General features: G+C 67.9%; 27 protein-coding genes. 14 read left to right on the top strand and 13 right to left on the bottom strand.

Annotation, left to right across the window (positions count from 1 at the left end; translation table 11 throughout):
* Positions 1-147: 147 nt before the first annotated feature.
* From AB2U09_RS12145 to AB2U09_RS12130, 4 genes are all read right to left on the bottom strand, one after another.
* Positions 148-741: a magnesium transporter gene (locus AB2U09_RS12145; RefSeq protein ID WP_459192987.1), complete on the bottom strand. Its 594-nt coding sequence runs from the start codon at positions 739-741 to the stop codon at positions 148-150.
* Complete coding sequence (locus tag AB2U09_RS12140; protein WP_459192986.1) at positions 738-1,304, bottom strand: magnesium transporter; 567 nt, start codon at positions 1,302-1,304, stop codon at positions 738-740. Before AB2U09_RS12140 ends, AB2U09_RS12145 begins: the two co-directional genes overlap by 4 nt.
* The gene (locus AB2U09_RS12135; RefSeq protein ID WP_459193274.1) at positions 1,301-2,494 is read right to left on the bottom strand and encodes a potassium channel family protein; all 1,194 of its coding nucleotides are present in this window, start codon (positions 2,492-2,494) and stop codon (positions 1,301-1,303) included. The genes AB2U09_RS12140 and AB2U09_RS12135 overlap by 4 nt, the downstream gene beginning before the upstream one ends.
* A gap of 234 nt (positions 2,495-2,728) precedes the next feature.
* Positions 2,729-3,262 (bottom strand): hypothetical protein, encoded by a 534-nt coding sequence (locus tag AB2U09_RS12130; RefSeq protein ID WP_459192985.1) that lies wholly within the window; start codon positions 3,260-3,262, stop codon positions 2,729-2,731.
* 196 nt (positions 3,263-3,458) lie between these two features.
* Here AB2U09_RS12130 and AB2U09_RS12125 point away from each other — a divergent pair, with 196 nt between their 5' ends.
* The 8 genes from AB2U09_RS12125 (at position 3,459) to AB2U09_RS12090 (ending at position 11,608) form a co-directional block, all read left to right on the top strand.
* Positions 3,459-4,865: a signal recognition particle protein Srp54 gene (locus tag AB2U09_RS12125; protein ID WP_459192984.1), complete on the top strand. Its 1,407-nt coding sequence runs from the start codon at positions 3,459-3,461 to the stop codon at positions 4,863-4,865.
* A 111-nt stretch (positions 4,866-4,976) separates the two neighbouring features.
* Positions 4,977-5,759: an MBL fold metallo-hydrolase gene (locus AB2U09_RS12120; protein ID WP_459192983.1), complete on the top strand. Its 783-nt coding sequence runs from the start codon at positions 4,977-4,979 to the stop codon at positions 5,757-5,759.
* A 93-nt stretch (positions 5,760-5,852) separates the two neighbouring features.
* Complete coding sequence (sppA, locus tag AB2U09_RS12115; protein WP_459192982.1) at positions 5,853-6,881, top strand: signal peptide peptidase SppA; 1,029 nt, start codon at positions 5,853-5,855, stop codon at positions 6,879-6,881.
* A gap of 90 nt (positions 6,882-6,971) precedes the next feature.
* Positions 6,972-8,057 (top strand): mannonate dehydratase, encoded by a 1,086-nt coding sequence (locus tag AB2U09_RS12110; protein WP_459192981.1) that lies wholly within the window; start codon positions 6,972-6,974, stop codon positions 8,055-8,057.
* A gap of 123 nt (positions 8,058-8,180) precedes the next feature.
* Entirely contained in the window at positions 8,181-9,329 is a 1,149-nt protein-coding gene (locus tag AB2U09_RS12105) for a DUF373 family protein (RefSeq protein ID WP_459192980.1), read from the top strand.
* Between the two features lie 105 nt (positions 9,330-9,434).
* Entirely contained in the window at positions 9,435-10,169 is a 735-nt protein-coding gene (locus tag AB2U09_RS12100) for a diphthine--ammonia ligase (RefSeq protein ID WP_459192979.1), read from the top strand.
* 179 nt (positions 10,170-10,348) lie between these two features.
* Positions 10,349-10,657 (top strand): WNWW family protein, encoded by a 309-nt coding sequence (locus tag AB2U09_RS12095; protein WP_510172077.1) that lies wholly within the window; start codon positions 10,349-10,351, stop codon positions 10,655-10,657.
* Between the two features lie 306 nt (positions 10,658-10,963).
* Positions 10,964-11,608: a ThuA domain-containing protein gene (locus AB2U09_RS12090; RefSeq protein WP_459192977.1), complete on the top strand. Its 645-nt coding sequence runs from the start codon at positions 10,964-10,966 to the stop codon at positions 11,606-11,608.
* 41 nt (positions 11,609-11,649) lie between these two features.
* Here the strand turns inward: AB2U09_RS12090 and AB2U09_RS12085 are convergent, their stop codons facing one another.
* A complete protein-coding gene (locus AB2U09_RS12085) occupies positions 11,650-12,612 on the bottom strand; it encodes a twin-arginine translocation signal domain-containing protein (protein ID WP_459192976.1) in 963 nt (320 codons plus the stop codon).
* A 91-nt stretch (positions 12,613-12,703) separates the two neighbouring features.
* Positions 12,704-14,146 carry an MATE family efflux transporter gene (locus AB2U09_RS12080; protein ID WP_459192975.1) on the bottom strand — a complete coding sequence of 481 codons (1,443 nt, stop codon included), beginning with the start codon at positions 14,144-14,146 and terminating at the stop codon, positions 12,704-12,706.
* A gap of 204 nt (positions 14,147-14,350) precedes the next feature.
* On the opposite strand from AB2U09_RS12080, the gene AB2U09_RS12075 reads away from it, so the two are divergent.
* Complete coding sequence (locus AB2U09_RS12075; protein ID WP_459192974.1) at positions 14,351-15,328, top strand: AEC family transporter; 978 nt, start codon at positions 14,351-14,353, stop codon at positions 15,326-15,328.
* A gap of 13 nt (positions 15,329-15,341) precedes the next feature.
* Here the strand turns inward: AB2U09_RS12075 and AB2U09_RS12070 are convergent, their stop codons facing one another.
* Positions 15,342-16,574: an MBL fold metallo-hydrolase gene (locus AB2U09_RS12070; protein WP_459192973.1), complete on the bottom strand. Its 1,233-nt coding sequence runs from the start codon at positions 16,572-16,574 to the stop codon at positions 15,342-15,344.
* Between the two features lie 141 nt (positions 16,575-16,715).
* On the opposite strand from AB2U09_RS12070, the gene AB2U09_RS12065 reads away from it, so the two are divergent.
* The gene (locus tag AB2U09_RS12065; protein WP_459192972.1) at positions 16,716-17,111 is read left to right on the top strand and encodes an SHOCT domain-containing protein; all 396 of its coding nucleotides are present in this window, start codon (positions 16,716-16,718) and stop codon (positions 17,109-17,111) included.
* An 18-nt stretch (positions 17,112-17,129) separates the two neighbouring features.
* Here the strand turns inward: AB2U09_RS12065 and AB2U09_RS12060 are convergent, their stop codons facing one another.
* Positions 17,130-19,073: an ABC transporter ATP-binding protein gene (locus AB2U09_RS12060; RefSeq protein WP_459192971.1), complete on the bottom strand. Its 1,944-nt coding sequence runs from the start codon at positions 19,071-19,073 to the stop codon at positions 17,130-17,132.
* Positions 19,074-19,190: 117 nt separating this feature from the next.
* Here AB2U09_RS12060 and AB2U09_RS12055 point away from each other — a divergent pair, with 117 nt between their 5' ends.
* Positions 19,191-19,823, top strand: a complete 633-nt coding sequence (locus AB2U09_RS12055; protein ID WP_459192970.1) for a TetR/AcrR family transcriptional regulator — start codon at positions 19,191-19,193, stop codon at positions 19,821-19,823.
* A gap of 85 nt (positions 19,824-19,908) precedes the next feature.
* Positions 19,909-20,214 carry a cupin domain-containing protein gene (locus tag AB2U09_RS12050; protein ID WP_459192969.1) on the top strand — a complete coding sequence of 102 codons (306 nt, stop codon included), beginning with the start codon at positions 19,909-19,911 and terminating at the stop codon, positions 20,212-20,214.
* A gap of 217 nt (positions 20,215-20,431) precedes the next feature.
* Here the strand turns inward: AB2U09_RS12050 and AB2U09_RS12045 are convergent, their stop codons facing one another.
* The 3 genes from AB2U09_RS12045 to AB2U09_RS12035 form a co-directional block, all read right to left on the bottom strand.
* Positions 20,432-21,226 carry a hypothetical protein gene (locus AB2U09_RS12045; protein WP_459192968.1) on the bottom strand — a complete coding sequence of 265 codons (795 nt, stop codon included), beginning with the start codon at positions 21,224-21,226 and terminating at the stop codon, positions 20,432-20,434.
* A 216-nt stretch (positions 21,227-21,442) separates the two neighbouring features.
* Positions 21,443-22,444 (bottom strand): ornithine cyclodeaminase family protein, encoded by a 1,002-nt coding sequence (locus AB2U09_RS12040; RefSeq protein ID WP_459192967.1) that lies wholly within the window; start codon positions 22,442-22,444, stop codon positions 21,443-21,445.
* Between the two features lie 125 nt (positions 22,445-22,569).
* Complete coding sequence (locus AB2U09_RS12035) at positions 22,570-22,785, bottom strand: DUF8015 family protein (protein WP_459192966.1); 216 nt, start codon at positions 22,783-22,785, stop codon at positions 22,570-22,572.
* A gap of 469 nt (positions 22,786-23,254) precedes the next feature.
* On the opposite strand from AB2U09_RS12035, the gene AB2U09_RS12030 reads away from it, so the two are divergent.
* On the top strand, positions 23,255-23,425 hold the full coding sequence (locus AB2U09_RS12030) for a DUF7331 family protein (protein ID WP_459192965.1): 171 nt from the start codon (positions 23,255-23,257) through the stop codon (positions 23,423-23,425).
* A 250-nt stretch (positions 23,426-23,675) separates the two neighbouring features.
* Here AB2U09_RS12030 and AB2U09_RS12025 read toward each other — a convergent pair whose 3' ends face one another.
* Positions 23,676-24,107, bottom strand: coding sequence for a DUF3054 domain-containing protein (locus AB2U09_RS12025; RefSeq protein ID WP_459192964.1), 432 nt, complete (start codon positions 24,105-24,107; stop codon positions 23,676-23,678).
* Between the two features lie 121 nt (positions 24,108-24,228).
* Here AB2U09_RS12025 and AB2U09_RS12020 point away from each other — a divergent pair, with 121 nt between their 5' ends.
* Positions 24,229-24,897, top strand: coding sequence for a GNAT family N-acetyltransferase (locus AB2U09_RS12020; RefSeq protein WP_459192963.1), 669 nt, complete (start codon positions 24,229-24,231; stop codon positions 24,895-24,897).
* Between the two features lie 30 nt (positions 24,898-24,927).
* Here the strand turns inward: AB2U09_RS12020 and AB2U09_RS12015 are convergent, their stop codons facing one another.
* On the bottom strand, positions 24,928-25,848 hold the full coding sequence (locus AB2U09_RS12015) for a DUF8054 domain-containing protein (protein WP_459192962.1): 921 nt from the start codon (positions 25,846-25,848) through the stop codon (positions 24,928-24,930).
* Between the last annotated feature and the right edge of the window lie 108 nt (positions 25,849-25,956).

Genomic DNA, 25,956 nt, shown 5'->3' with positions numbered 1-25,956 from the left:
GGACGTTTGGACCCCCCGTACTTCGACGTTTCGTGTGCGTATCGCTGCGGCGGGTCACGTGCGCGTTCAGTTTCGACGGCGGACTCGGCGCTCCGACGGAGACCGCAGCGAGCGCGAACGGCGCGAGAGCCACCCTCCACTCACGATTCAGGTCAGGCCGAGCGCGAACAGGGTCGCGAGGTAGAGCGAGGCCATGCCGAAGATGTCGCCGGCGGTGGTCATCGCCGGGCCGACCAGGTCGTCGGGGTTCATCCCGCGACGGTAGCCACCGAAGACGACGACGACGATCACCACCGTCAGCGCGATCCCCGAGAGGACCCCGCCGATGAGCGCGATGGCCGCGAGCGTCCACAGCGGCGCGACCGACTGGCCGAGCGCGACCAGCGCGACGAACGCGAGCACCGCGGCGATCAGGCTGGCCGCGACGCCGTTGATCAGCGCCGCGGCGACGGCGCTGACCAGCCGGTCGTCGGCCTCGAACCGCGCCTCGATCAGCCCCTGGTGGAGCGCGCTCGACAGCCGCGATCCCAGCGATCCGTAGACGCTCCCGCGGATGGCCAGAAAGGCCGGGACGACGACGAGCAGTCCCGGGACCGCCTCCAGTTGGGACTCCATCCCGCCGAGGATACCGCCGGCGAGCAGGCCGCCGAGCGCGCTGACCAGCAGCGTCGGGAGCGCGCTGCGGTAGGCCTCCCTGACGGTCTCGGTGACCGACCCGGCGCCGATACCGCTCGGTCTCACGCGACGACCACCCGGACGACGCCGAACAGCACGAGGACGCCGAGCACGTCACAGACGTTGGTCACGACCGGGATCACCACGTCGTCGGGGTCGGCCTCGAAGCGGTAAGCGCCGTAGGCGGCCGTGACGGTGACGACGATGGCCAGCGCCGCCAGGACGACGCCGCTCAGCGACGCCACGGCCACGACGGTCAGCATCGGGAGCCGCGTCCCGCCAGTCGCCAGCGCGAGGACCCACGCGCCCACGCCGACGACCGGAAACACCGTCACCGCCAGCAGGACGGTCGTGATCGCGTTCCCCAGCAGCTCCGGGTCGTTCGCGTCGAACGAGAGCAGGCCGAGGTGGAAGGCTGTCGACAGGCGCGCCGAGAGGATGCTCCCGAGGTTGCCCGCCGTGCCGATGGTCACCGGGACGAGCACGAGCAGCGAGGGGTACCGGCGCAGCGTCGACTCGAAGCTGCCCAACGTGAGCCCGCCGAGCAGCTCCAGCACCGTGAGCGCGACCAGGATCGGGAACAACCGGCGGGTGATCCCGCCGACCGACCAGTCGCTCGCGGCGCTCATCCGGCCAGATCCCGCAGGCGGTCGGCGCCCGTACGCGTCCCCTTCGCGATGAGGTTGTCACCCGCCCGGAGCGTCGTCTCCGGGTCGGGCGTCAGCAGCCACTCGGGCTCGGTGTCGCCGGCCGCGCCCTCGTCTGCCCCGTGGTCCGCGTCGACGACCGCGCCACCGCCGTCGGACTCACGACGGATCGCGATGACGAGCATTCCAGTCGTGGTCCGGAGCGCCTCCTCGGCGATGGTCGCCCCGTCAAGGTCGCTGCCGGGTTCGACGCGGACGCTGACGAGCACTTCGTCGGAGGCCTCGACCGCGGCCTGGACGACCGGGTGGCTCCCCAGTCCCCGGAGGACGCCCTCGCTGATCTCCAGCGCGGCGTCGCTGATGACCTCCGTACTGGCGGCGAGGTGGAGCAGGCCGCGGATCGTCACCGGATCCTCGACCTCGGCGGCCGCCCGGAGCGCCCACGCCTCGAACCGCGATTTGAGCCCGTCGACCTCGACCTCCAGTTCGCTCACCTCCCGCGCGAGTTCGGGGTCGTCGAACAGCACGCTCCCGTAGGCCAGGTCCACGGCGAGTTCGCTGACGTTCTTCATCAGGACGACCGTCTCGACCGCCCGGTCGAGGTCGTCGATCGCCGACTCGCCCATCTCCGGCCGCTCGAAGGCCTCGCCGGTCAGCGTCTCGTAGACGCCCTGGATGCCGTCGTCCGGCCCGCGACAGAGCAGCACGTCGCCGGCTCGCAGCGTCGTCTCGCGGTCGGGGTTGAGCACCCAGTCGTCGCCGCGGCGGATCGCCAGCACCCGGACGCCCGTCTCCGTCTCCATGTTGATGTCCGCGAGCGTCCGGTCGGCGAACGTCGACTCGGCCGTCAGTTCCGCCCGCGCCAGCGTCTCGACGGGGTCGGGCAGCGCCGCCCGCAGCGACGCCGGCAGCCCGACGTCGTCGAGGACGACCTTCGCGATGTCGCCGGCGGCGTCGCTGATCTTCTCGGCGGCGCCGACGATGCCGAAGATCGGGGCCAGTTCCTCCGCCTCGTCCGGAGAACGGCCGGCCATCACGAGACTCATCCGCGCCTGCAGCTGGAGGACGTCCATCTCCGACTCCAGTTCGAGGACCTCCTCGGCGAGCGCCCGGCTGTCGAAGAGGACGGAGGAATAGGACAGGTCGATGAGCAGCTCGGCGATGTCTTTCATCTCGCCGAGCAGCTCGACGACGCTGACCGGCTCGTACTCCACGCGGTCGGTCGGGTCGCCGCGGCCTTCCCGGGTCACGACCGATCGCGGCGCCTACGGGCCCGAATCATACTTTCGACTCCGCCCTCCGGCCTCTTAGTTCCACGCCGCCCGAACGACCGCTGGCTGGTCTCCCCCAGCCGCCAGATGCCGCCGACTGGGGGATCTACGGCCCTCTAAACACCCCAGAGCATTTTACTCGAAGAAGACGCGAACGTGCTCTTCGTGATTTGGATGCGTGTTCTCGGGCACCTGACCGAACCAGGCGAACTCCGGGAGCTCGGACACGTCGTGACTCGTACGGAGTTCCTCACTGACCGTCGGATCGTTTCGGAATTCGGGGACATCGTTGGCGAGCGAGGCGCTGAAGTGCACGACCGTCGATTCGAGCGAATCGTCCGTCGATCCATCACGCGAGAACGTGACCGACTCAACGAGTTCGGGCGAGTCGACTTCGATCTCGACACCGGCCAACTTCTCGATACCACTTCGGGTGGCGGCCACCCAATCGTCGCCTTCGGTAACGTCTGCGCCGAGCGGCGCCCACGCTCCCTTACCCATCAGGAGGACCTGATTATCGGCGCCGATCCCGACCATCGCGACGCCATCAAGCCCCTCATAGCGTTTCCGGACCGATTCGAATTTTTCGTCGGGGAACGACTTCGTCAGTTCACCGGAAGGTACGTCCTGCCGTTCGAAAAGGGCAGCAGGGTCGGACAGCGAATCCATAGTTATCAATTGGTTTTTCTCATCAAATATGCTTTAGTCTGGTGAGAGTTTACTTCGTCCAAAAAACCGTTAAGGGCGGCGTTTTCGGGCATATAACACGCAGAAAATGCCGTCCCTCACCGTTCGATCCTGAGCTAACCAGCGCGCCCGCGGGAGTACAAAGTCTTTAACGGACCGGCCGCGTACTCGCCTGCAAATGGTACTCGACGATCTGGGCACGTCGCTCCGGAGCACCCTCAACGACCTCCGGGGACAGTCCCGCATCTCCGAAGAGGACGTCGAGGAGGTCGTCAAGGACATCCAGCGCTCGCTGCTGCAGGCCGACGTCGACGTCGATCTGGTGATGGACCTGTCGGACAGCATCAAGACCCGCGCGCTCGAAGAGGAGCCGCCCGCGGGCACCTCCGCCCACGACTGGGTCCTCCGCGTCGTCTACGACGAACTCGTCGGCCTCGTCGGCGAGTCGACCGAACTCCCGCTCGAATCGCAGACGATCATGCTCGCCGGCCTCTACGGGTCGGGGAAGACCACCACCGCCGCCAAGATGGCGTGGTGGTTCTCCAAGAAGGGCCTGCGCCCGGCGATCGTCCAGACCGACACCGACCGCCCCGGCGCCTACGACCAGTCCAAGGAGATGGCCGAGCGCGCCGAGGTCGACTTCTACGGCGACCCTGACGAGGACGACCCCGTCACCATCGCCCGCGAGGGGCTGGAGGCGACCGAAGACGCCGACATCCGCATCGTCGACACGGCCGGCCGCGACGGTCTCAACGAGGAGCTCATCGACCAGATCGAGGACATCGAGGAAGAAGTCCAGCCGGACCGGGACCTGCTCGTCCTCGACGCGGCGATGGGCCAGTCCGCCAAGGACCAGGCTCAGGAGTTCGAGGACTCCATCGGCATCGACGGCGTCGTCATCACGAAGCTCGACGGGACGGCGAAAGGTGGGGGCGCTCTCGCCGCCGTCAACGAGACCGGCTCGTCGATCGCCTTCCTCGGGACCGGCGAGACGGTCCAGGACATCGAGCGCTTCGAGCCGTCGGGCTTCATCTCCCGGCTGCTCGGCATGGGCGACCTGAAACAGCTCACCGAGCGCGTCGAGCGCGCGATGGAGGAGACGGGCGAGGACGAAGACGACTGGGAGCCCGAGGACATGATGGAGGGGAAGTTCACCCTCTACGACATGCGCAAGCAGATGGAGACGATGAACAAGATGGGGCCGCTCGATCAGGTGATGGACATGATCCCCGGGATGGGCGGCGGGCTCATGGACCAGCTCCCCGACGACGCGATGGACGTCACTCAGGAGCGCCTGCAGGACTTCGAGGTCGTCATGGACTCGATGACCGACGAGGAACTGGAGAACCCCCGCACCGTCGGCAAGAGCCGCATCGAGCGCATCGCCCGCGGCTCCGGCAAGCCCGAGGAACGTGTGCGGGAACTGCTCGAACAGTACAACGCCATGCGCCAGATGCTCGACCAGTTCCAGGGCATGGGCGACGCCGATATGGAGCGGATGATGAAGCAGATGCAGGGCGGCGGCGGTGGCGGTATGGGCGGCATGGGCGGTATGGGCGGCGGTGGCGGCCCGTTCGGCGACTGAACGCCAGCGGATCCGCGGCCGCGCTCGGTCCCGTCCGGGCGGCGCGACGAGCGAACACGTTCGAATTCTGAGAGGCGAAACCCGTTTCGGCCGCTCGGCCCAAACGTTCGCATGCGCGCCACGCTCATGGGGACCGGGGATGCGGTCGGCATCCCCGCGCCGCTCTGTGACTGCGAGTACTGCGCCGAGAGCGAGCGTCGTCGCCGCCCGGCCGTCCTCGTCGAGGCCGCAGACCGGACCGTCGTCCTCGACATCGGTCCCGACATCGCCGGGCAGCTCCACGAGGAGGAGGTCTACGACGTCGACGGCTTCTTCGCGACGCACGCGCACTTCGACAACTACTGGGGGATCAACGAACTCGACCAGGCGGCCATGCGCCGGCACGTCCGCAACGAGGCCGACTTCGACCACGCCACCTTCGGCAAGGACGTCACCGTCTACGGCAGCCGCCCCGTCAGGACGTTCACCGAGGACACGTTCCCCCACATCCTCGATCACGTCGAGTACGAACCGCTCGGTCCGGGAGAGGACGTCCGGATCGGAGATATCACGGTCCGTGCCTTCGAGATCGAGCACGGCACGCTCTCGTTCCCGACGCAGGGGTACGCCGTCTCCGCGGAGGGGACGACCGTCGTCTACGCGCCGGACGTGGACAGCGTCGGGACCGTCCCCGACTACTGCATCGGCGCGGATCTGCTCTTTTTCGACGGGTCGGTGCTGGGCGCGGAGTACCACGGCGACGCCGCGGAACTGCGTGCGGCCGCCGAGCGCTTCGACGCCGACCGGGTCGTCACGACGAACGTCTCCGAACACATGCTCGAACGCCACACCGCCGAGCTGGACGAGTTGACCGACTACGAGATCTGGAGCGACTTCGACGACGTCACGTTCTGAGGGCGGGTTCTTCCGGGGTGGCGACCGACCGCGCCGCGACTCGCCGATAGACTTTCCCGTTGACCGAGAGAGTCCCCCACGGAGGCAATTCACGTGAGCAGCAAACCGAACGACGGCGAACCCGTCGGCGTCGTGGAGGGGACGGTCGTCCCGCTCGCCGTCACCGGGCTGGTGGGCGCCGTCGGCTTCGTCGGCGCGTGGTACGCGTTCGTCCGCTACCCCGGATCGCTCCTCGATCTGGCGGGCGTACTGGTCGTCGGGCTCGCCACCCTGGTCGCGCTGTGGCTCGGCAGCCGGCTGGCCGGCTCGCTCGTCACGCCCTACAACGTCGCCGAAGTCGCCGTCGAGGGACCGATCACCCGCGAGAGCAATCGCGGTGTCCCCGGATCGCCGATGGGAGCGAGCGCCGACGACGTGGTCGAACAGATCGAGCGCGCCGACGCGGACCCGAACGCGCAGGCGCTGCTGGTGAAACTCAACACGCCGGGCGGAGAGATCGTCCCCAGCGAGGACATCCGGCTGGCGGTCGAGGACTTCAACGGGCCGACCGTCGGCTACGCGACGGACACCTGCGCCAGCGGCGGCTACGACATCGCCGCCGGCTGCGACGAGCTGTGGGTCCGCGAGGGGACGCTCGTCGGCTCTATCGGCGTCATCGGCTCCCGCGTCAACGCCAGCGAACTCGCCGAGCGCCTCGGGCTCTCCTACGAGGGGTTCACCGCCGGCGAGTACAAGGACGCCGGCGCGCCCCTGAAGGATCTGCCGCCCCACGAGCGCGAATATCTTCAGGGCATCGTCGACGACTACTACGACCAGTTCGTCGACACCGTCGCCGAGCGCCGCGGTCTCGACCGCGAGGCCGTCGAGGACACCGAGGCACGTGTGTTCCTCGGCCCCGAGGCGCTCGACCGCGACCTCGCCGACCACCTCGGGACCGCAGACGACGTCGAAGCGGCCCTCGCCGAGCGCCTCGACGAATCGGTGGTCGTCCGGGAGTTCGAACCCGCCCGGCCGTTCCGCGAGCGGATCCGCCTCGGCGCCGAGCGGGCGACCTACGCGTTCGGCGCCGGTCTCGCCAGCGCGTTCGACGGCGACGCCGAGGGGCTTCGATTCCGCCGGTAGCGGTCCGAAAGCGCGTTCTCAATCGTCCAGTTCCGAGCGAGTTCGACCGCGGCCGGTGGGTATTTTGCCGCCGGCGGTCCACGTCCGGCCATGAGCGAGCCACGCCAGCGAGACGGCGAACGCGAGGGTCGCGGCGAAGACGCCGCGAACGTCCGCGTCGGCGTCCGCAGTCGAAACCTCTCCGACGAGCGACTCCGCTATCTCCGCCAGCTAGGCGCGACTGACGTGTTCGTCGACCACGCCGACACCGAGGAGGAACCCGACGAGTTCAACGACCGCGAGGCCACCCACACCGTGGCCGTCGGCCCCGACTCGATCCCCACTGTCGAGGAACTCGTCGCCGCGCGCGAGCAGGTCGAGTCCCACGGCCTCCGCCTCGCGGGCATCCAGTCGCTCCCCTACTCGCTGTACGGCGACATCATGTTCGACCGCGAGGGCAAGGACCAGCGCCTCGACCAGATCGAGCGGCTCGTCCGCAACCTCGGCGAGGCCGGGGTCCCGATCCTGGGCTACCAGTGGAACCCCCGCGGTGTGGTCCCGATGCGGACCGAACCCGTCGAGATCCGCGGCGGCGCCGAGGGCACGGCCTTCGATCTGGAGGACATCGACGACCCCCACGAACTCGCGCCGGGCCTCGATCGGGAGTACACCGAGGAAGAGTTCTGGGACAACTACGAGGCCTTCCTCGAGCGGATCCTCCCCGTCGCGGAGGAAGCGGGCGTCGAGCTGGCGCTCCATCCGGTCGACCCGCCGAGCCTCGAATCGCTCGGGGGGATCCCCCGGCTGTTCCGCAACGTCGAGAACTTCGAGAAGGCGATGGAACTCGTCCCGAGCGACAACCACGGCCTGAAGCTCTGTCTCGGCTGCTTCTCGCAGATGGGCGAGGACGTGACGGAGGTCCTGCGGACCTTCGGCGAGCGCGACGAGATCGTCTTCGTCCACTTCCGCGACGTGGTCGGGACGGTCCCGCAGTTCCACGAGACGTTCGTGGACGAGGGCAACTTCGACACGGTCGCGGCAGTCCGGACGCTCCACGACGTGGGTTTCGACGGCGTGGTCGTCCCCGACCACGTCCCGGCGATGGAGGGCGACACCGACTGGCGCCACCGCGCCCGCGGGTTCACCGTCGGCTACCTCCGCGGGGTCGTCGACACCGTCCGCGACGAGCGGAACTGAGCCGAACGCGCCGCTACGGTCGCTGCAGCCGCCGCGATCGACCGCGGGACGGCGGGCGGCCCGCGGCGGATCGGGCGCGAACGGTCGCGAGGATTTTTATCCCGGCCGCGCTTCCCTCGAACTGTGACAACGCTGGTCGTCTGTATCGATCGCGCGGGCGACCTCGTGCAGGGAACGGACCCCCCGGTCGTCGGACGGGACGCCGTCGAGTCCCTCGTCGTCGACGTCGGCGTCGAGGACCCCGAAGACAGTCAGGTCAACTGTCTGCTCGAAGCCCTCCGCGTGGCGCGCGATCTCGATACCGGCGGTGACGAGACGGTCGTAGCGGTGCTGGCCGGCACCGACGATACGATCAGTGCCGACAGGGCCATCGCCCGACAGGTCGAGGGGCTCATCGACGACCACGACCCCGACTCGGCCGTCGTCGTCGTCGACAGCGCCGAGGACGAACGGCTGGTCCCCATCGTCGAGTCGCGGCTGACCGTCGACGCCGTCGACCGCGTCGTCGTCCGGCAGGCGCGGGACATCGAGTCGACCTACTACCTGCTCAAGCAGTTCCTCGCCGACGAGGAACTCCGCAAGACCGTCCTCGTCCCGCTCGGCGTCGCTCTCATCGCCTACCCGGTCCTCTGGTCCATCACCAGCCCGGGGGTCGCCACCGGCGCTATCGTCGCCGTCGTCGGCCTGTTCCTCCTCTACAAGGGCCTCGGCGTCGACGCCTACCTCGCCACGCTCCCCGGCCAGATACAGGAAGCGCTGTACTCCGGCCAGGTCGCGCTGGTCACCTACGTCGTCGCCGCCGGCCTCTCGCTGGTCGGCGTCTTCCTGGGTGTGATCGGCGTCTCCGCGGCCGGAACGGTCGGCCCGTTCGTCCTCGCCAGTCGCTTCGCCTTCGACGCCATCCCCTGGCTGACCGGCGCCGCGCTCGCCGCCAGTACCGGCCGCCTCCTCGACGAACTCATCCGCCGCGAGGGCGTCCGCAGCGCCTACCTCAACCTCCCCTTCGGCGCCGTCGCCGTCGGCCTCGTCGTCCGCGGGTTCTCCGCGTACTTCCTCGAACTTTCCGAGAAGGAGCACGCGCTGGACATCCCGGCGTTCGACGTCGGCCCCCTCGCCTTCCAGGGCGCAGAGATCACTCCCCCGGGCGCCCGCCTCGCCCTGTTCATCCTCGCCGGCGTCCTCGTGAGTCTCGCCGGCGTCCGCTTCGCCGCCTACTTCAGCGGTACCACCGTCGAGCAGGAGTTCGCGCACCAGCGCGAAGGCGGCGATTAGGCGTCGCCCGGCGACCTGACCGGACGAGGCCATCCCGTCGCCGCCGGATCGGAGCGACCGTTCGGATCAGAGAGCGTAAATGAGCGAGCACGCCTACCTGCGGGTATGACAGACGACGACGGCGACGCGGGGGGCTGGGTCTCGCTCTTCTCGGGCGGGAAGGACTCCTCGTGGGCGCTGTACCGGGCGCTCGAACGCGGCCTCCCCGTCGAGCGACTCGCGACGGTCCACCCCGAGGGCGACTCCTACATGTACCACGTCCCCGCGACGCGGCTGGCAAGCCTCGCTGCGGAGAGCATCGGGATCCCGCTCGTCGAGGTCGAGCCCGACGACTTCGCGGCGAGCGAGACGGTCGACTCCGGCGCGCAGGGCGACGCCGAACTCGAACCGCTGGAGGCCGCGCTCGAGGAACTCGCCGACGAACTTCCCGGCGGACTCGCGGGCGTCACCGCCGGGGCGGTCGAAAGCGAGTACCAGACCTCCCGCATCGAGGCGATGGCCGACCGCCTCGGAGCCGACGTCTTCGCCCCGCTCTGGCAGCGCGAACCGCGCGAACTCGCCGACGAGATGCTCGCGGCGGGCTTCGAGATCCGGATCATCCGCGTCGCCGCGGGCGGTCTCGACGAGTCGTGGCTCGGCCGCCGGCTCGACGCCGACGCGCTGGACGAACTGGAGTCTCTGAGCGAGAAATACGGCGTTCACATCCTCGGGGAGGGCGGCGAGTTCGAGACGCTGGTGACCGACGGCCCGCACATGGAGCGGGCGATCCGACTGGACTACGAGACCGAGTGGGACGGCACGCGCGGGACGTTGCAGATCGAAGACGCCTGGCTGGAATAACGTCCGGCGCCGAAGGCGCTGGTTCACGCGAGCGGCTTCGCCGTCTTCTCGCGGGCACGGCCCGCTCGAACGGTCCGCGGAACTTCGTTCCGCGCCACTCGCGCTTTTTCGCCCACGTTTTTGCGCGAGCGGTTCCCGAAGGTCGCCGACGGCGACCGAAGAAACCCGAGCGGAAAAAGGTGGATACGGAGTTTCAAGGCGTTCGCCGCGTACAAGCAGGTGTGAACCGGGATCGGCTGGAACGGGAGCTCGACCGCTTCGAGGGCGACGCCGGCGCGCGTCGCGTCGTCGCCCGACAGGCCCGCGATCTCGCGGATTCGGGGCTCGTCGAGGAGGACCTGGGGTTCGAACTCGACGTGGACGCGGTGCTCGACAACCTCGAAGACGCGCCCGTGGACCACACGCTCGTCGAGCGGTGGAACTGGTGGATCGGCTCGTTAGAACACTCTCACGGTGGCTACGAGCAGTTTCAGGTACGAACTTACTGACGCGCCGGCCCAGCCCGAACCGGCGCGCCGATTCAGAATACGCTCAGCCCGTGCGATTCCCGTGCGTGCTCGAGAAGCTCCTCTGTGGTTTCGAACTGTTTCCCACAGCTGCACGTGTGATATGTCGGAGTCGGCTCCGACGTGGACTGGCGTGTTGCCATACTGATCCCTACGCACCGGACGTTAATAATTGTTTACCCGGTATGCGTTGACGGACCAAGCGGTCCGTGTGAACACCCCACACAGAGCATCTCGCGAACTTCCGGGACCGGTGGAGCTATCCGGCGAACGGTCGACCCATCGGGCATGACACAGATCCTCGTGCTCGGGGAGAACACTTTCCCGTTCCACGCGATCGACGACAAGCGCCCCTGGTTCGAGCAAGCGCTGGACGGCTACGACGTGACGATCACCGACGACCGCGACGCCCTCACCGGCGAGTACGACGTGCTCGTCGACTACCTCACCGACTCGACGCTCACCGACGAGCAACTCGACGCCCTGCTGGGGCACGTCGAGTCCGGCGGCGGTTACGTCGGCGTCCACTCCGCCTCCGATCTGACCTCGATCGCCCCGGAAGACCCCGACGAGGTCATCGAACACATGGACGAGCCGTTCCCGGAACTGCGCGAACTGATCGGCGGCCACTTCCTCACCCACCCCGAGAGCTCCGAGTTCGGCGTCGACGTCGTCGCCGACCACCCCATCACAGAGGGCGTCGACGACTTCACCGTCTTCGACGAACCCTACCAGGTCGAGTGGGACGACGACCTGCAGGTGCTCGCGCGGATGGACCACGCCGATCTCGAGGAGACGTACCCCGTCGTCTGGACCAACGAATCGGCAGGCCGCGTCGCCTACATCTCGCTGGGCCACACCGACGAGGCGTTCGAACACGATTCGGTCGTCGCGCTACTGCGCAACGCCGTCGAGTGGGCCGACGCGAACTGAGAACGGAAAACGGGCCCCACGGCATCGCGCCGCGCCCGCGTTCAGTCCGCCGGATTCACGTACAGCCCGTAGCGGTAGTACTCCTCACCGAAGGCCAACCGCAGGCCGTTGTCGGCCTCGGGGGCTTCCTCGGGCACCGCGTCGAGGTACTCGCCCAGTCCGAGGTCGACGAGCAGCGACCGGAACCCATCCGAGAGCGGCGTCGTCTCCTCGTACTGGTCGCGATAGAGCATCGACCGCTGGTTATCCGAGAGGGTCGACGGGTCGAGGCGCGTATCGACCGTCTCGCCGTCGACGGCGCGTTCGAACTGCGCCGGGGAGTCGGCGACCGGGATCGCGACGCCCGTCCGTGCGGGCTCGGCCAGTTCGCGCTGCTCGACCGAGACGGCGAGGACGACCCCGCTGAACTCGACGTGGTCGTGGAGCGGTTCGGGCGCGAACGCGCTCTGGGGGCCGTCGTAGCCCCGACGGTAGACGTAACCGCCTTCCTCGGCGATGCCCTTCGGCGGCTGTCCACCCATCTCGCGGTGGCGGGCCGCCACGAACGCGGCCTTGACCGCGTGCTGGTCGAGTCGAGTGAGCGCGGGGAACCGAACCCGCTCGGGAGGGTCGTCGAGGTCGTCTAGTTGCCCGACCCACTCCAGCGTCAGGACGGGCCGCTCGATGCGTTCGAGCCCCGTAGTGACGACCTGTAGCTGGTAGTAAGTGCCGTCGCGCTCGACGTACTCGTCGGCGGGCACCGGCGGGTAGCCGTAGGTCGTCGGCCGCTCGCCGGCGACCGCGGCGTCGATCGTCTCCGCGTAGTCGGCGGTCCACGGCCGCGGTTCTTCGGGGGGATCCCGGAGCGCAAGCTCGGTGATCGAGCTGTCTAGCCGGTCGGCGTTCAGCGTGTAGGTGAGGTGCTGTTCGCTCGAGAGGGCGTCGATACCGGAACAGCCGGCGACGGCGGCGCCCCCGGCGACGCCGGCGGCTGCGAGGAAGGCCCGACGGGTGGAGGGAGACACGTCTTCCAGTGAGGAGGACTCCGACAAGTGCCTTTGGGTCGGTCTCTCACGCCCCGCGACCGGCGGCCCGTCCAGAGAGACCCGACCCCGGTCAGTCGCTCGGCGAGGCGTCGGGACGGTAGTCGCGGCTGACGATCTTCCAGGCGCCCGACCGGTAGCGGTAGTAGGCGATACAGGCCGGGATCGCCATCTCCGCGAGGACGGCGGCGTAGAGCGCGTCCGACCCGATCTCGGGAACCACGACCCCGAGGTACGCGATGGGGAGCGCGAAGACGTACAGTCCCGCGAGCTGTGCGTATAGCGGCCAGCGCGTGTCGCCGCTGGCCCGGAGCGGGCCGGTCGCCCCGCCGTAGACACCGCTGAAGAGGACGCCGAGACAGGCGACGCGGATGAACGTGACCACCGTCGGGAGGATGGCGGGTTCGTCGACGAACACGCGGCCGATGGGGCGGGCGAGGACGAACACGCCGACGGCGATGATGGCGTAGACCGCGATGGAAAAGCGGACGATGTCGTGCGCCCAGGCGCCGGCGTCGTCCTCGTCGTCCTGCCCGAGCGCCTGCCCGACCAGCGACGACGACGCCATGCTGAAGCCCCAGTTGGGCGTGTCCATCAGCCCGCGGACGCGCATCGCGACGACGTACGCCGCGACGACGTTCGGGCCGAACAGCCCGACGATGTACAGCTTCGGGAACTGCCCGCCGCTCCGGGCGAGGTTGGTCCCGATCAGCGGCGTCGCCATCTCCACGAGGTCCGAAAGCAGCGACCGGTCGACGTGCGGACCCGAGAGGGGAACCTGTACCGGGAAGTCGCCGACGAGCGGGAGGCCGCCCCGCGCTAGTCCGACGGCGAACGCGACCGTGACGAGTACGTTCGAGAGCGCCGTCCCGATGGCCGCGCCGGCGACGCCCCAGCCGAGCCCGAAGATGAGCACCGCGTTGAGGAGGATGTTGACGACGGCGCCGCCGCCGCGGAGGATCATCGGCGTCCACGCGTCGTCGGCGCCGACGAGCGTGCGGCTCCCGATGAGGTTCAGCGCTGCGAAGGGGACGCCAAGCGCGACGACCCGCAGGTAGTCGGCGCCGAAGCCGACCGCCTCGTCGCCGGACCCGATGAGCGCGATCAGCGGTTCGGCGAAGGCGCCGTACACGGCGACCAGCGGGATCGTGAGCGCGGCCGCGAGGAGGGCGCTCACCTTCACCGAGAGGGCGAGTTCCTCGTAGGCCTCGGCGCCGAACCGCTGGGAGACGAGGCCGATGGTCCCGCCGGCGACCCCGCCGCCGAGCGCGAACGCGAGACCCCAGAAGGGGCTGGCGTAGCCGACGCCGGCGATGGCCGGGGGGCCGAGCGCAATGCCGACCATCGCGACGTCGACCGTCGAGCGGGACATCCGCGCGAGGCCGGTGACGATCCGCGGCCACGAGAGGTCGGTCGCCCGCTCGACGCGCTCGCGGTCGATGATGCCGAAGCGCGCGACGAGCGAGCCGACTGCGAGGAGGACCGCTCGAACGGGGTTGTATCGGGACCAGGACACCACGCCCCGGTTTTCGACTGGACGGTGAAAACCGTTTAGACTCCGGTCGGACGCTCCGGTTGGGGTGTGCAGGCTCGTGACAGACTGATCGCCGCCACCATCCCTCGGCTCGCACGACGCTCGGCGGCGGCCCGCGAACGCACCGACGCACGAGCCAGAGTCGTCAGGATTTTCCGGAGCGATCGCGTCCCCGTAGCCGATACCGTGCAGGCACTCGAGGTGATCGGCTCGCTCCCGTCGATATTCCTCTCCTCCGTCGCGCCGCCGCTCTCGATCGCATTCGTGGGCTACCTGCTGGGCCGCGTCCGCGACGTCGACACTGACGGGCTGAGCGCCGCCGCCATCTACGTGCTCCTGCCGGCGCTGGTCTTCGAGACGCTCGTGACGCTGACCGCCGACCTCGGGACCGTCACCGCCGCCGTCGCCGCGATGGTCGTGTTCACGTTCGGAATGGGCGCACTCGCGCTCGGCATGGGTCGGCTCCGGGGGCAGGGCGGACCCGTCGCCTACGGCGCGGCGATGGCCGCCGCGGTCCCCAACGCCGGGAACTTCGGCATTCCCGTCACCTCCTTCGCCTTCGGTGCCGTCGGCCGCTCGACCGCGGTGCTGTTCGTCCTCGTCCAGAACGTCCTCCTGCACACCCTCGGGATCTACCTCCTCTCGACCGGCGGCGACGAGGAGGCGTACGTCGACGGACTCAGACGCGTCCTCAGGCAACCGGTCGTCTGGGCGCTGGTCGCCGCCGGCCTGACCACCGGTCTCGGTCTCGTCCCTCCGGAGGACGGGACCGCGATGGAGACGCTCCGGCTGCTCGGCAACGCCTCGATCCCCGTCTTCCTCCTGATCCTCGGGCTGCAGGTCGAGTCGATGGACCTGTCGGCGACGGTGCGGGAGACGCTGCCGACCGTCGGCCTCAAGCTGTTCGTCGCCCCCGTCGTCGCGCTCGCGGTCGCCCTGCTGGTGAACGTCGGCGACCCGACGGTGACCGCCGCCTTCGTCGTCCTCGCGGCCGGCCCCGCCGCGGTGACGCCGCTCGTCCTCTCCATCGAGTTCGTGGACGACGGCGAGACGGCCGTCTCGACCGCCGACTACGTCGGTACCGTGGTGTTCCTCACGATCCTCGGCTGCCTCCCGATCGTAACTGGGCTGATCCTGCTCGCCGAACTCGGCGTCCTCGGGTGAGCGACGCGAGCGGTCAGATCTCGACCGTCTCTCCGACCGTCGGGGCCGAAGCCTCGAACCCGTCTTCGCGGAGTTCGGTCGCAAACGCCTCACAGCGGTCGCCGTGGTTGACGAGCACCTCCGCGTCGCGGTAGGCATCGAGGAAGTCGAGGATGCCGTCGCGGTCGGCGTGCGCGGAGAAGTCGTAGGACTCGACCTGCGCGCTGACCGGCATCCGCCGGCCGTCGATCTCGGCGCTGCCGGTGTCGAGCAGGTCGCGGCCGGGCGTCCCCTCGACCTGGTAGCCCGTCATCGCGATCTTGTTGGTCGGGCTGTGGCGAACGGCGGGGATATAGGTCATCGCCGGCCCGCCCGAGAGCATCCCGCTCGTGGTCACGATGACCGCGTTCTGCTCGGCGATACGCCGGCGCTGTCCGTCGCGGCCGTCGACGAAGCGGGCCGCCGACTTCGCCCGCTGGAACGCGTCGGCGTCGCGGAGGAACTCGGGGTGGCGCCCGAGCATCCGCGTGACCTGTTTTCCCATCCCGTCGACGTAACAGTCGATATCGTGGGCCTCACAGACGAGCAGCATCTCCTGGGTGCGACCGATGGCGAACGCGGGGACGACGACGGTGCCGCCCTGCCAGACCGTGGTGCGGACGCTCTCGGCGAAGCGCTCCTCGATCGTCGCGCGGTCCTCGTGTTCGACGTCCGAGTACGTGCTCTCGCAGATGACCACGTCGGCGTCGGGGCGGGCCGTCGTTCCGGATACCAAGCGCTGGTCGTCGGTGTGGAAATCGGAGGTGTAGAGCAGTCGCGTCTCGCCGTCGTCCACGAGGACGTGCGCGCTCCCGGGAATGTGCCCGGCGTTGTAGAAGGTGATCTCGTGGCCCGCGGCCTCGAAGGACTCGCGGTAGCCGTGGGTCTCGGAGACCTGCGTGACCCGGCGGACCTCGGTCTCGGTGAACGGGCAGTCGTAGGTACCGCCGTGGAGTTTGAGCGTGTCGCGGGCGAGCGTCAGCGCGAGTTCGCGGGTCGGCGGCGTCCAGTGGATTGGCGGTCTGCGGTCGCCGGAGCACAGCGAGGGGACCGCGCCGACGTGGTCGAGGTGGCCGTGGCTGACCACGACGGCGTCGGGGTCGACGCGCTCGACCGGAAACCGGGGTGGGTTGCCGGTCATGAGGCCGTAGTCGAGGAGGAGTCGGTCGTTGACGAGGATAGCACTCCGGCCGACCTCGCGCGCACCGCCGAGAAACCGAACGTCCATCGGCGCTTCCTATCCCGCCGAGACGTTTCATTTCGTCGGTTGCCAGCGGGCGGGGAGCGCGGCGGACCGGCCGTCGGCGCCTCCACCGTCGGTGAGCCGACAGGAGACAGACATTTTGCCGACGCGGCCTCACTGTCGAACATGGCCCTCTGGAAGCTGCTGAAGTACACCGCCCTGGCGGTCTTCGCACTGTTCCTCGTCAGCGTCGTCCTCTCTACCGTGTTCGCGCTCGTGGGGTTCGTGTGGGCGATCGTAACCACCGTCGTCACGCTCCTGGTCCTCGGCGGACTGCTCTACGGCGGATTCCGCCTGTTCTCGTTGCTCTCGGACGAGGATTCGGCGGACACCAACCCGTTCGGGAGTGATACCGGTTCGACGAGGAGCGCGGACACGGGCGAAGACCGGATCTCGCGCCTGCGCGAGCGCTACGCCAGCGGCGAGATCTCCGAAGCGGAACTCGAACGGCGGCTGGAACTCGAACTCGACGGGGTCGAGCCCGACTCCATCGACAGGGAACTGAACCGCGAAAAGAGCTGATCCGGCGAACTACCCCGCTCAGTCCAGATCGCTCGGCTGCGGGTTGCTCCCCGCGGCGCGTTCGAGGAACTCCTGCGGGAGCGCGTCGATCTCGCCGACCTGCACGCGCCAGAGCGTCGCGTAGAGCCCGTCTTCGGCGAGCAGGTCCTCGTGGGTGCCCTGTTCGACGAGTTCCCCGTCGTCCATGACGAGGATGGTGTCGGCGTGGCGGACCGTCGAGAGTCGGTGGGCGATGGCGAAGGCGGTACGGTCCTCGATGAGGTCGTCGAGGCTATTTTGAATGACGGCCTCGGTCTCGTTGTCGACGTGGCTGGTCGCCTCGTCGAGGACGAGGATGTCCGGGTCCTTGAGGACCGCCCGCGCGATGGAGACGCGCTGGCGCTGGCCGCCCGATAGCTTCACGCCGCGCTCGCCGACCTTCGTGTCGTAGCCCTCTTTCAGGTCGACGACGAACTCGTGGGCGCCGGCGACCTTCGCGGCCGCCTCGATGTCCTCGTCGGCGGCGTCCGGGATACCGTAGGCGATGTTCTCCCGCACCGTCCCGTAGAACAGGTACGGCTCCTGGCTGACGTAGCCGATGTGCTGGCGGAGGCTGTGGAGGGTCACGTCGCGCACGTCGTGGCCGTCGACGCGGACGGCGCCCTCGTCCACCTCGTAGAGCCGCAGGAGGAGCTTCATCAGCGTCGTCTTGCCCGCGCCGGTCGGGCCCACGAGACCGACCATCTCGCCGGGTTCGACGTCGAAGGAGACGCCGTCGAGCACCTGTTCCTCGCCGTCCTCGGTGTCGTAGGCGAAGTGGACGTCGTCGTACTCGACCGCGCCATCCAGTCCGTCGAGTTCGATCGCGTCGGAGCTGTCGGTGATCCCCGACGGGGTATCCAGCAGGCCGACGATGCGCTCGCCGGCGGCCTCGGCGTACTGGTAGTCGTTGATGATCTGGCCGAACTGGCGCATCGGGTAGACGAACCGGCGGGAATAGGAGAGGAAGACGACGAGCGTCCCGGCCGTCAGCGCACCGTTGAAGAACGGTAGTGGCTCCGCGACGATGCCGCGGTTGACCATCACCCAGTAGCCGCCGACGAGGAACGTGGCGGTGTAGCCGGCGGCGGTCACCAACCGGAGTGTCGGCCAGAAGGCGATCCGCGTCGTGATGGCGTCCCACTGGGCGTCGAGGTACTCCCGGGAGGATTCCTCGACGCGGTCGGTCTCGAAGCGCTCGGTGGTGTAGGATTTGACGACCTCGATGCCGCCGAGGTTGTTCTCCAGTTGCGAGTTGAGTTGCCCGACCGACGAGCGCACCTCCTGATACTTCGGGTGGATGCGCCTGACGAAGACGTAGCTCGCGTAGCCCAGCGCGGGGATGATGACCGTCGGCACGATGCCGAGTCGCCAGTTGATCAGGAGCATCGCCGCACCCATCCCACCGACCCGGAAGACGATACCGATGCCCTGGTTGAGACTGTTCGTGAGGAAGCCCTCGAGCTGGTTCACGTCGTTGTTGAGGATGGACATCACCTCGCCGGTCTGCTTGTCGTCGAAAAAGGAGAGTTCCCGGCGCTGCATCGCGTCGTAGGCGTCGACCCGCATCTCGTGCTGGAAGTGCTGGGCGAAGCCGTTCCACGCCCAGGAGTTGAGCCAGCCCAGCGCCGCCCCGAGGACGTGCGAGCCCGCGAGCAGTCCGATGAGGAAGAGAAACTGTTCCACAGGGACCGACGGAAGCCACGACTGGGGGACGAACGGGAGTCGAAACGGGCGGTCGGCGGTGAGAAAGGAGTCGATGGCGCGCCCGAGCAGGAACGCGGGCACCAGCTCCATCAGCGTCGAGAAGACGCTAGCGAGGCCGCCGACGACGAAGCGCGTCCGCTGGCCGCGCCCGTACTCGCCGAACAGCCGAACCATCGCGTTCGACTCCTCCGCGCGCAACTCCTCGAACTCGTCGTCGTCGGGACCGCCGGGTGGCATGCCACACCGTATCAGTCTATCACACATAAGACTGACTCTCCTGTTAGTCCCATCAGATCGATCGGGCGGGATCCGGGCCCGCGGAAGATTTTTGGCTCGGCCGGATAACTCGTGGATATGGCCCAGGAGGTGGACGTAGAGGGGGACACGCACGAGGCGATCATGGGCGCGACGTACCGCGCACTGTGCAAGCACGGGTACGCCCACCTCACGATGCAGGACATCGCCGACGAGTTCGACAAGAGCCGCTCGCTACTGCACTACCACTACGACACCAAAGAGGAACTGCTGCTCGCGTTCGTCGACGACATCGTCGGCTGGATCGGCGACCGCCTTGCCGAGTCCGAGACCGAGGAGCCGCTAGAGCGGCTGGAAGAGTTCATCGACCGGTTCGTGATCGAACCGGGCGAGGAAGACCGAGAGACGTTCGCCCTCGCGCTGCTCGAACTCCGCGTCCAGGCCGTCCACAACGACGACTTCCGCGAGCGGCTGGCCACCCACTACGAGAAGAACATCGAGACCGTCGCCGATATCGTCGCCGACGGCATCGAGGAGGGCGTCTTCCGCGAGGTCGACCCCGAGGCCACCGGCGAGGCCATCTACACCGCGCTCGTCGGCGCCCGGATGTACCAGGTGACGCTGGGCGCCGAACACGCCAGCCGCCGGATGCGGGACGCGCTCGCGGAGTTCGTCGCCGGCGACCTGATCGTCGACGACCGCGAACCCGCGGCCTACGCCGGCGACGACTGACGGTCCCGGAGCGCCGAACTGCGCGCAGCGGAACGACGGCGACCCGGAGAACTGACGGGGCAGGCTCACGAACCGCTGGACGACCATGAAGCGCACCAGCCTCGACTTCGAGGGCTTCTTCGACGTCCGCCTGACGACCGACGACGCGCAGGCCGCCCAGATGACCCTCTCGCCGGGTCAGTCGACCGGCGGTCCGGACAACCTCCACGAGGGCAGCGACCAGTGGCTGTACGTCGTGTCGGGCGAGGGTCGTGCGACCGTCGACGGCGACGACGTGCGGTTCGGGGCCGGCGACCTGCTGGTCGTCGAGGCCGGCGAGACCCACGAGATCGAAAACGACGGCGACGAACCGCTCGAGACGCTCAACCTCTACGTCCCGCCGGACTACTGAGGTGATCGTGGGCTAGCCTCGGTAGACACGAACTCGATTTCGGTCGAACAGGCGTAAAAGAACCACACAGTACCAAATGCAGAGTTATCAGTATAACTCTCACCAGAGACGGTAACCGATCCCGGAGTCGTGAAAGACACAGACCAGATATTTGACACCTCTCTAATGGGATTTACAGCAGTTTGAGACGGTTTTGATGGTCAGGCAGAAACCCCGCTTAGTCGTCAGGAAGTTGTACAACTAACTCTTCGTGTTCATCTGCAAGTATCAGGATCCACCCATCGTTGGCCGCGCTGTGGTGGTGTACCGTCTGTGAGGTTTGCTCGTCAAGTGCCTCCTGAACCGGTTCGAGAGCGTCGAATCTGATCCAATCACTTACCGGCTCGAATGCTGTCGTATACGATCGTCCACCTACGGAGAGGGACACGCGGACTGTCAGATGAGGTGTGTTTCCCTCGGCAGTAACCGCGAGTTGGTACTCGTTCAGGGCCGTGCAGCTGATGACAGCACGGAGGAACTCCCGGTAATCCGTCTCGAAGTCATAGATCATCTCGGGATCGAAACGGAATCCCTTCTCGATACAGAACAGGTACTCGAGGACGGACATTTTGAGCCGCCAAAGACTGGTCGGTCGTTTGTCAGGTGGGTGGATCCGCCCGACACCTTCAGATGCCCCTTCTCCAACCGTAACACCCCGATAGCGAATTTCACCGTTCCCCTCAATTCGTTCGAAGCCATCGGGATGGAGCGACGGATCTACCAAATCCGGGCGCAGTTCATCGATGACCCCCACTTTCTCGAGTCTCCGAAGAATTTCCACGTACGCTCCGTGACCGACTCCGCTGGGTATCGCGTAGTCGATTTCATTCCGGTATTGTTCCAACTCCCCGTAATCCGAGAGCGACGGGACGTGACCAAAGATGAATATGACATCGTCAGTGGCGAGACGCACCCCACTCTCCAGTTTCGAGATGATATCCTCGATGCGCTTTCTCGTCTCGCCCCCGCTCATTATGACCAAACAGATCGGCCGGGGGCCTTATACCCACCCTTAATTTAACAGATTGAGTGTCTCTGGATTGGCACCGTTCAGTCTCTGATTCAGGGACAGGATTCACTATGCGGTTTTTGCTGCATCCACACTCCACATCTTGTACGCCGAACCCAGTAAACGACCGATGGGTGTCCGACTACGGTTGTACCTCAGTTCTCGGTACGACCCACCGAGCTACGAATCGAACGCCTGGCTCGCGGGCAGAAATTCGATCTCTCTGCCGAGGTCGGCCTCGCGCGCTCGCTCGTAGCACATGTACGCGGCGGCGACCGTCTCGATGGCGGTGCCGCCGCTGTCGAACAGCGTCACCTCGTCGGCCGCCTCGCGACCGGGTTCGACGCCGGCGACCACCTCGCCCAGTTCGGCGTGGACGTGGTCGTCGCCGATCGCGCCCTCCTCGCGGGCGAGCAGGTAGGCGCCGGCGTCGCGCTCGACGCGCTCGCGGAGGTCGGGGACGTACTTCGCGCGGGCGACCGTCTCGGCGTCGACCTCCCGTTTCTCCGGGTGGTACTGCCCCATGCAGGTGACGTGGGCGCCGTCGGCGAGCGCGTCGCCGTCGAAGACCGGCTGGGAGGCGTTCGTCGCGGTGATCACCACGTCTGCCCCCTCGACCGCAGCGTCGCTCGATTCGGCGGCCCGGACCGTCGGATCGACTCGTCCGTCCATCTCGTCGGCGAACGTCTCGCGGTTTTCGCGGGTTGGCGAGAAGACCCGCACCGTCTCGAAGTCCCGAACGGTGACGGCTGCGCGGAGTTGCCCGCGGGCCTGCGAGCCGCTACCGATCAGGGCGAGTTCGGTGGCGTCCTCGCGCGCGAGCGCGTCGATCCCGACTGCGCCGGTCGCGCCCGTCTTGAAGGGGTTCAGGCTCGCGCCGTCGAAGACGGCCAGCGGCGCGCCGGAGTCGGCGTCGAACAGCGGGAGGACGAAGTGGGCGTCGCCGGAGCCGAAGCCGCCGGTGTACATGTACCCGCCCATCGCCCCGGTGTCGGGGAGCATCGCGGTGTAGCCGGTGAGCATCCCCGGCGGGTCGCCGCCCATCAATTTCGTTCGCGGGCGGGCTGGCGCGCCCTCGCCGCGCTGGCGGTACCCGTCCCGGACCGCGTCGACGTACTCAGCAGGCGTCGCGAGACCCGATACGTCCTCGCTCGACAGGAACAGCGCAGTTCCGTCCGTCATACCAGTCGGTAGGGGAACCGTGAGTAAATGCGTGGGGGACTTCCGAGAGACGGCGGGAGCGGACGGGGAAACCACGCGAGGAACGGACAGAGAGTGAGAGAATCGCCGCAGAGAGACGAACCGATTCAGTCGGCGGGCTGGAAGCCGGCGTCGTCGGCCGCGGGGCGGGGTTCGTCGACGGGGCCGTTGACGAACATCGCGTGACCGATGAGACCGACGGCGACGACCGAAGCCAGCGGAACGGCGGTCGTGAGCGCGAATCCGAAGACGGTGAGCAGCGCCGCGATGCCACCGAGTGCGAGCGGGATCAGGCCGAGAACGAGGTCGTAGTATCGCGTCATAATCTATCATAAACTACAGGACAGTAATACATAAGTGTTTCTCAAATCCTTCCGCTAGCATTTTTCTTTACCACTGTATATTCGCTCTGTCGCCATTGCAGATAATTCCCATAACGTATAGAATGGTTATTTCCCGAGATCGGGCGCGCGTACTCACTCATCGTCCCGATATCAGCAACAGAGCATCGGGCATCGATCGCGCCAGGCGCGGACGACTCCACTCGACAGCCGATCCGGTCGACAGCAAAAGCAGCGAGTGGACGGAGAACGCCCTGTTGTCAATACGGAGAACTAGAGAGAAGAGACGAACCAGCCCACGGTTCGATACCGTTCTCGACTCCCAAAATACGTCCCCACGCCCCAGCACACCATTATACGAAGTGATAATTAAGGAGGTGTGCTTATGGTACCCGACTGGAAAGTGGGGGCCGGAGGGACAGCGAGACGGCGCGAGCCGACTCGAGATACCATGACGCCAAACGCAACGGACGACGGAGACGAACGGCAGGCAACGGGCGAGGAGCAGTCGCGGTACGCCGAACTCAGCATCGGCGACGAGGAGTTCGTCATCTACGACCGCGAGAACCACGAAGCGTGGATCCAGTCTACGGAAGCCGTCCCGGTCGAAGAGTCGTGTTGACGACGAGCCGACGGACCGCGCGACCGGGGAGCGAGCGGTCCCTCCGCAGTCGCGAGACAGCCTGATCGCATTCACCACCCACCCCCGATTCACCCACCCCACCACTCTCTTTCCACCCCCACCCTCTGCGACCCACCCCTTTCACCACCCACCCCCCTTCTACTGGACGCAGTTCGGTACGCCGCCAGCGGCGCGGCACACGCCACGCTGACCCGTCGGTTTCGATTCTCGAACGGCCGGTGGCTCGCGCTCAGCCGTCGGTCGGCAGGAGACTCACGACGACGCGCCACGGCACTAACAGCGCGAGGACGACGCCGACCGAAACCAGGAAGAACGTCACTGCGGCGTTGCCCGGGAAGAACGATGTCGCTCGCAACCCCTGCGCGATCACCGCTGCGCCGATCCACGCCGGGATCGTTCGTGCGATCGCCGCCTTCGCCGACGTGCGGGCGTCGGCCGTATATAGCCCGCCAGCGAGCGAGATGACCGCCCACCCGGCGGCGAACGAGAGGAACGTGAGCGCGACGCGGCCCGGTCGGGCCAGCGGGTCGATGCCCTCGTGGCCGGCCGTCACGCCCAGCAGGACGAACGCCGCGATACAGACCAGATCGCCCAGTGCGACCACCGCCGTGAACGGCGCCGGATCGACCCGGTGTCGGACCGCTCTCCCCACGGATGTCATCGGCCGAACCAAGGGCGCCTCGCCCCTTCACTGGTTCGGTGCGGCCACAGACAGCCACGACGCGCTCGACGGGAGAGAGCCATCGCGTGGTACAAGGGATCGGGTCCGATAGATCCACGCAATGGAGTACGTCCTGCTGGGGTGGCCTGCGGACGGCCCGACGTTCACGCTCGACTACCGGGAGTTCAGCTACGCCGGGAAGTTCGTGATGTCGAACACGGGGAAGGCGCTCGTCCGCGACCCCGCGGAGCGGGCGGACGAGACGGACGGCGAATCGGACGAGGAAGCGACGCCGGGACCGCCCGTCACCGCCGACGGCGACGCCGCGGACGACGTCGTCGCCGCCGCCGCGTTCAACGAGGACCGCACCGACGCCGGGACCTGCTGGATCCGCTACGTCACCGTCCGCGAGGACCGCCGCGGCGACGGCATCGGCCCCCGACTGGCCGCGTTCGTCGCCGAGCGCGCCCGCAGCCGGGGCTACGACCGCGCCCGCATCGCCGTCAACAACCCCTTCGCCTACCAGGCGCTGTACCGCGCCGGCTTCCGGTTCACCGGCGAGGAGACCGGCGTCGCCGAACTCGTCCTCGACCGACCGCTCGGCGAACCGGACGAAGAAGGCGAGGGGGACGGGAGCGACGACTCGCGAGCGACCTATCAGGCTGGTCTCGACGTCTACCGCCAGCGCGATGACGACCCGGACGCCCCGAAACTCTCGGAGGAAGAGCGGACGTTTCTGGAAGAGAAGCGAGATGCGGATCCACCAGATCCGATCGAAGCGCCGGCGTGACCGGACGAGCGCTGGGACTGTCCGCGTCGGTCAGGCCGCGGCCTGGTCCTCGTCGACGGGCGACTCGAACACCCGTGCCTCGCAGTCGTCGCAGGTGACCGCCGCGACGGTGCGGCTCGAACAGCACGATTCGACGGTCTCGGTCCCGAACGAGACCGGACCGCCGCACCCCGGGCACGTCTCCAGGAAGATCCGGAGCCCGTTGCAGACCTGTCCGCGCGCGTGCGCGTCGAGTCCGTCCCACGTCGCGACGCCCTCTGCCAGCAGCGACCCGGCCGCGAGGTCCGCCTCGAAGGCCGGACGGGACGCCCACGTGCCGACGCGCCGGCCGTCGACGCTGACCGTGAACGCGCCGGCGCGTTCGCTCGTCGACACCTCGCCCCCTTCGAGCCCGAGATGCTCCAGCCACGGCGACAGGTCGTCCGCGTCGCCGACGGCCTCGATCTCGTCGCGCCACGCCCGCCCGAACTCCTCGGTCAGACAGCGGTCGTCGCCGCGGCACGGCTCGATGGCGCCGGCGCGTTCGAGCAGCGCCTCGACGTCGAGCGACTCGGCCGGTTCCGCGGCGGCCGTCGCCTCGGTCGAATTGTACGCGGATTCGCTCCCCGTCGATTTCTCCTGTCCCGCGCCCGCGGCGATGCCGTCAGGCGAGTCCGGCGGCGCTTTGCCGAACGCCGCGAGGACCGAGTCGGGGAGGTAGCGTTTCGTCAGCGTGGGCGTCCCGGGCACGAGGTACCCGCGCAGCCAGATGGCGGCCAGCGAGACGGCGAGAACGGCCGTCCCGACCCACAGCGCGACGGTGGGGTACCCGGCCGCGGTGAGCCACACGGCGATCAGCGTCGTCCCCGCCGACGCGATGGCGACGTTGAGGATAGTACACGGGAGACAGCGATTCTCACCCGTGTACGCCGGCTTCCGGAGGCGCCCGAGGATCGAGCCAGTCCCTGACATACCACCCGCTTCGCACAGCGGCGAGTTGAAACTGACGGCGGATCGAAGGGTCGGGCCGGCGTCGGCGAGTCCCCACGCCTTTCAAGTATCGTGGCGGTCGAACGGGCT

The organism is Halosimplex yunnanense (assembly GCF_054504345.1).
This window is presented reverse-complemented; position numbering and strand designations above follow the sequence as displayed.

What these genes read in the sequence shown, in the direction of transcription:
- AB2U09_RS12015 (WP_459192962.1), bottom strand. Translation starts at nt 25,848, where the DNA reads ATGTCAGGGACTGGCTCGATCCTCGGGCGCCTCCGGAAGCCGGCGTAC.
- AB2U09_RS12045 (WP_459192968.1), bottom strand. Translation starts at nt 21,226, where the DNA reads ATGAGCGGGGGCGAGACGAGAAAGCGCATCGAGGATATCATCTCGAAA.
- AB2U09_RS12050 (WP_459192969.1), top strand. Translation starts at nt 19,909, where the DNA reads ATGAAGCGCACCAGCCTCGACTTCGAGGGCTTCTTCGACGTCCGCCTG.
- AB2U09_RS12025 (WP_459192964.1), bottom strand. Translation starts at nt 24,107, where the DNA reads ATGACATCCGTGGGGAGAGCGGTCCGACACCGGGTCGATCCGGCGCCG.
- AB2U09_RS12130 (WP_459192985.1), bottom strand. Translation starts at nt 3,262, where the DNA reads ATGGATTCGCTGTCCGACCCTGCTGCCCTTTTCGAACGGCAGGACGTA.
- AB2U09_RS12060 (WP_459192971.1), bottom strand. Translation starts at nt 19,073, where the DNA reads ATGCCACCCGGCGGTCCCGACGACGACGAGTTCGAGGAGTTGCGCGCG.
- AB2U09_RS12120 (WP_459192983.1), top strand. Translation starts at nt 4,977, where the DNA reads ATGCGCGCCACGCTCATGGGGACCGGGGATGCGGTCGGCATCCCCGCG.
- AB2U09_RS12020 (WP_459192963.1), top strand. Translation starts at nt 24,229, where the DNA reads ATGGAGTACGTCCTGCTGGGGTGGCCTGCGGACGGCCCGACGTTCACG.
- AB2U09_RS12110 (WP_459192981.1), top strand. Translation starts at nt 6,972, where the DNA reads ATGAGCGAGCCACGCCAGCGAGACGGCGAACGCGAGGGTCGCGGCGAA.
- AB2U09_RS12090 (WP_459192977.1), top strand. Translation starts at nt 10,964, where the DNA reads ATGACACAGATCCTCGTGCTCGGGGAGAACACTTTCCCGTTCCACGCG.
- AB2U09_RS12100 (WP_459192979.1), top strand. Translation starts at nt 9,435, where the DNA reads ATGACAGACGACGACGGCGACGCGGGGGGCTGGGTCTCGCTCTTCTCG.
- AB2U09_RS12040 (WP_459192967.1), bottom strand. Translation starts at nt 22,444, where the DNA reads ATGACGGACGGAACTGCGCTGTTCCTGTCGAGCGAGGACGTATCGGGT.
- AB2U09_RS12140 (WP_459192986.1), bottom strand. Translation starts at nt 1,304, where the DNA reads ATGAGCGCCGCGAGCGACTGGTCGGTCGGCGGGATCACCCGCCGGTTG.
- AB2U09_RS12055 (WP_459192970.1), top strand. Translation starts at nt 19,191, where the DNA reads ATGGCCCAGGAGGTGGACGTAGAGGGGGACACGCACGAGGCGATCATG.
- AB2U09_RS12065 (WP_459192972.1), top strand. Translation starts at nt 16,716, where the DNA reads ATGGCCCTCTGGAAGCTGCTGAAGTACACCGCCCTGGCGGTCTTCGCA.
- AB2U09_RS12125 (WP_459192984.1), top strand. Translation starts at nt 3,459, where the DNA reads ATGGTACTCGACGATCTGGGCACGTCGCTCCGGAGCACCCTCAACGAC.
- AB2U09_RS12035 (WP_459192966.1), bottom strand. Translation starts at nt 22,785, where the DNA reads ATGACGCGATACTACGACCTCGTTCTCGGCCTGATCCCGCTCGCACTC.
- AB2U09_RS12070 (WP_459192973.1), bottom strand. Translation starts at nt 16,574, where the DNA reads ATGGACGTTCGGTTTCTCGGCGGTGCGCGCGAGGTCGGCCGGAGTGCT.
- AB2U09_RS12135 (WP_459193274.1), bottom strand. Translation starts at nt 2,494, where the DNA reads ATGAAAGACATCGCCGAGCTGCTCATCGACCTGTCCTATTCCTCCGTC.
- AB2U09_RS12030 (WP_459192965.1), top strand. Translation starts at nt 23,255, where the DNA reads ATGACGCCAAACGCAACGGACGACGGAGACGAACGGCAGGCAACGGGC.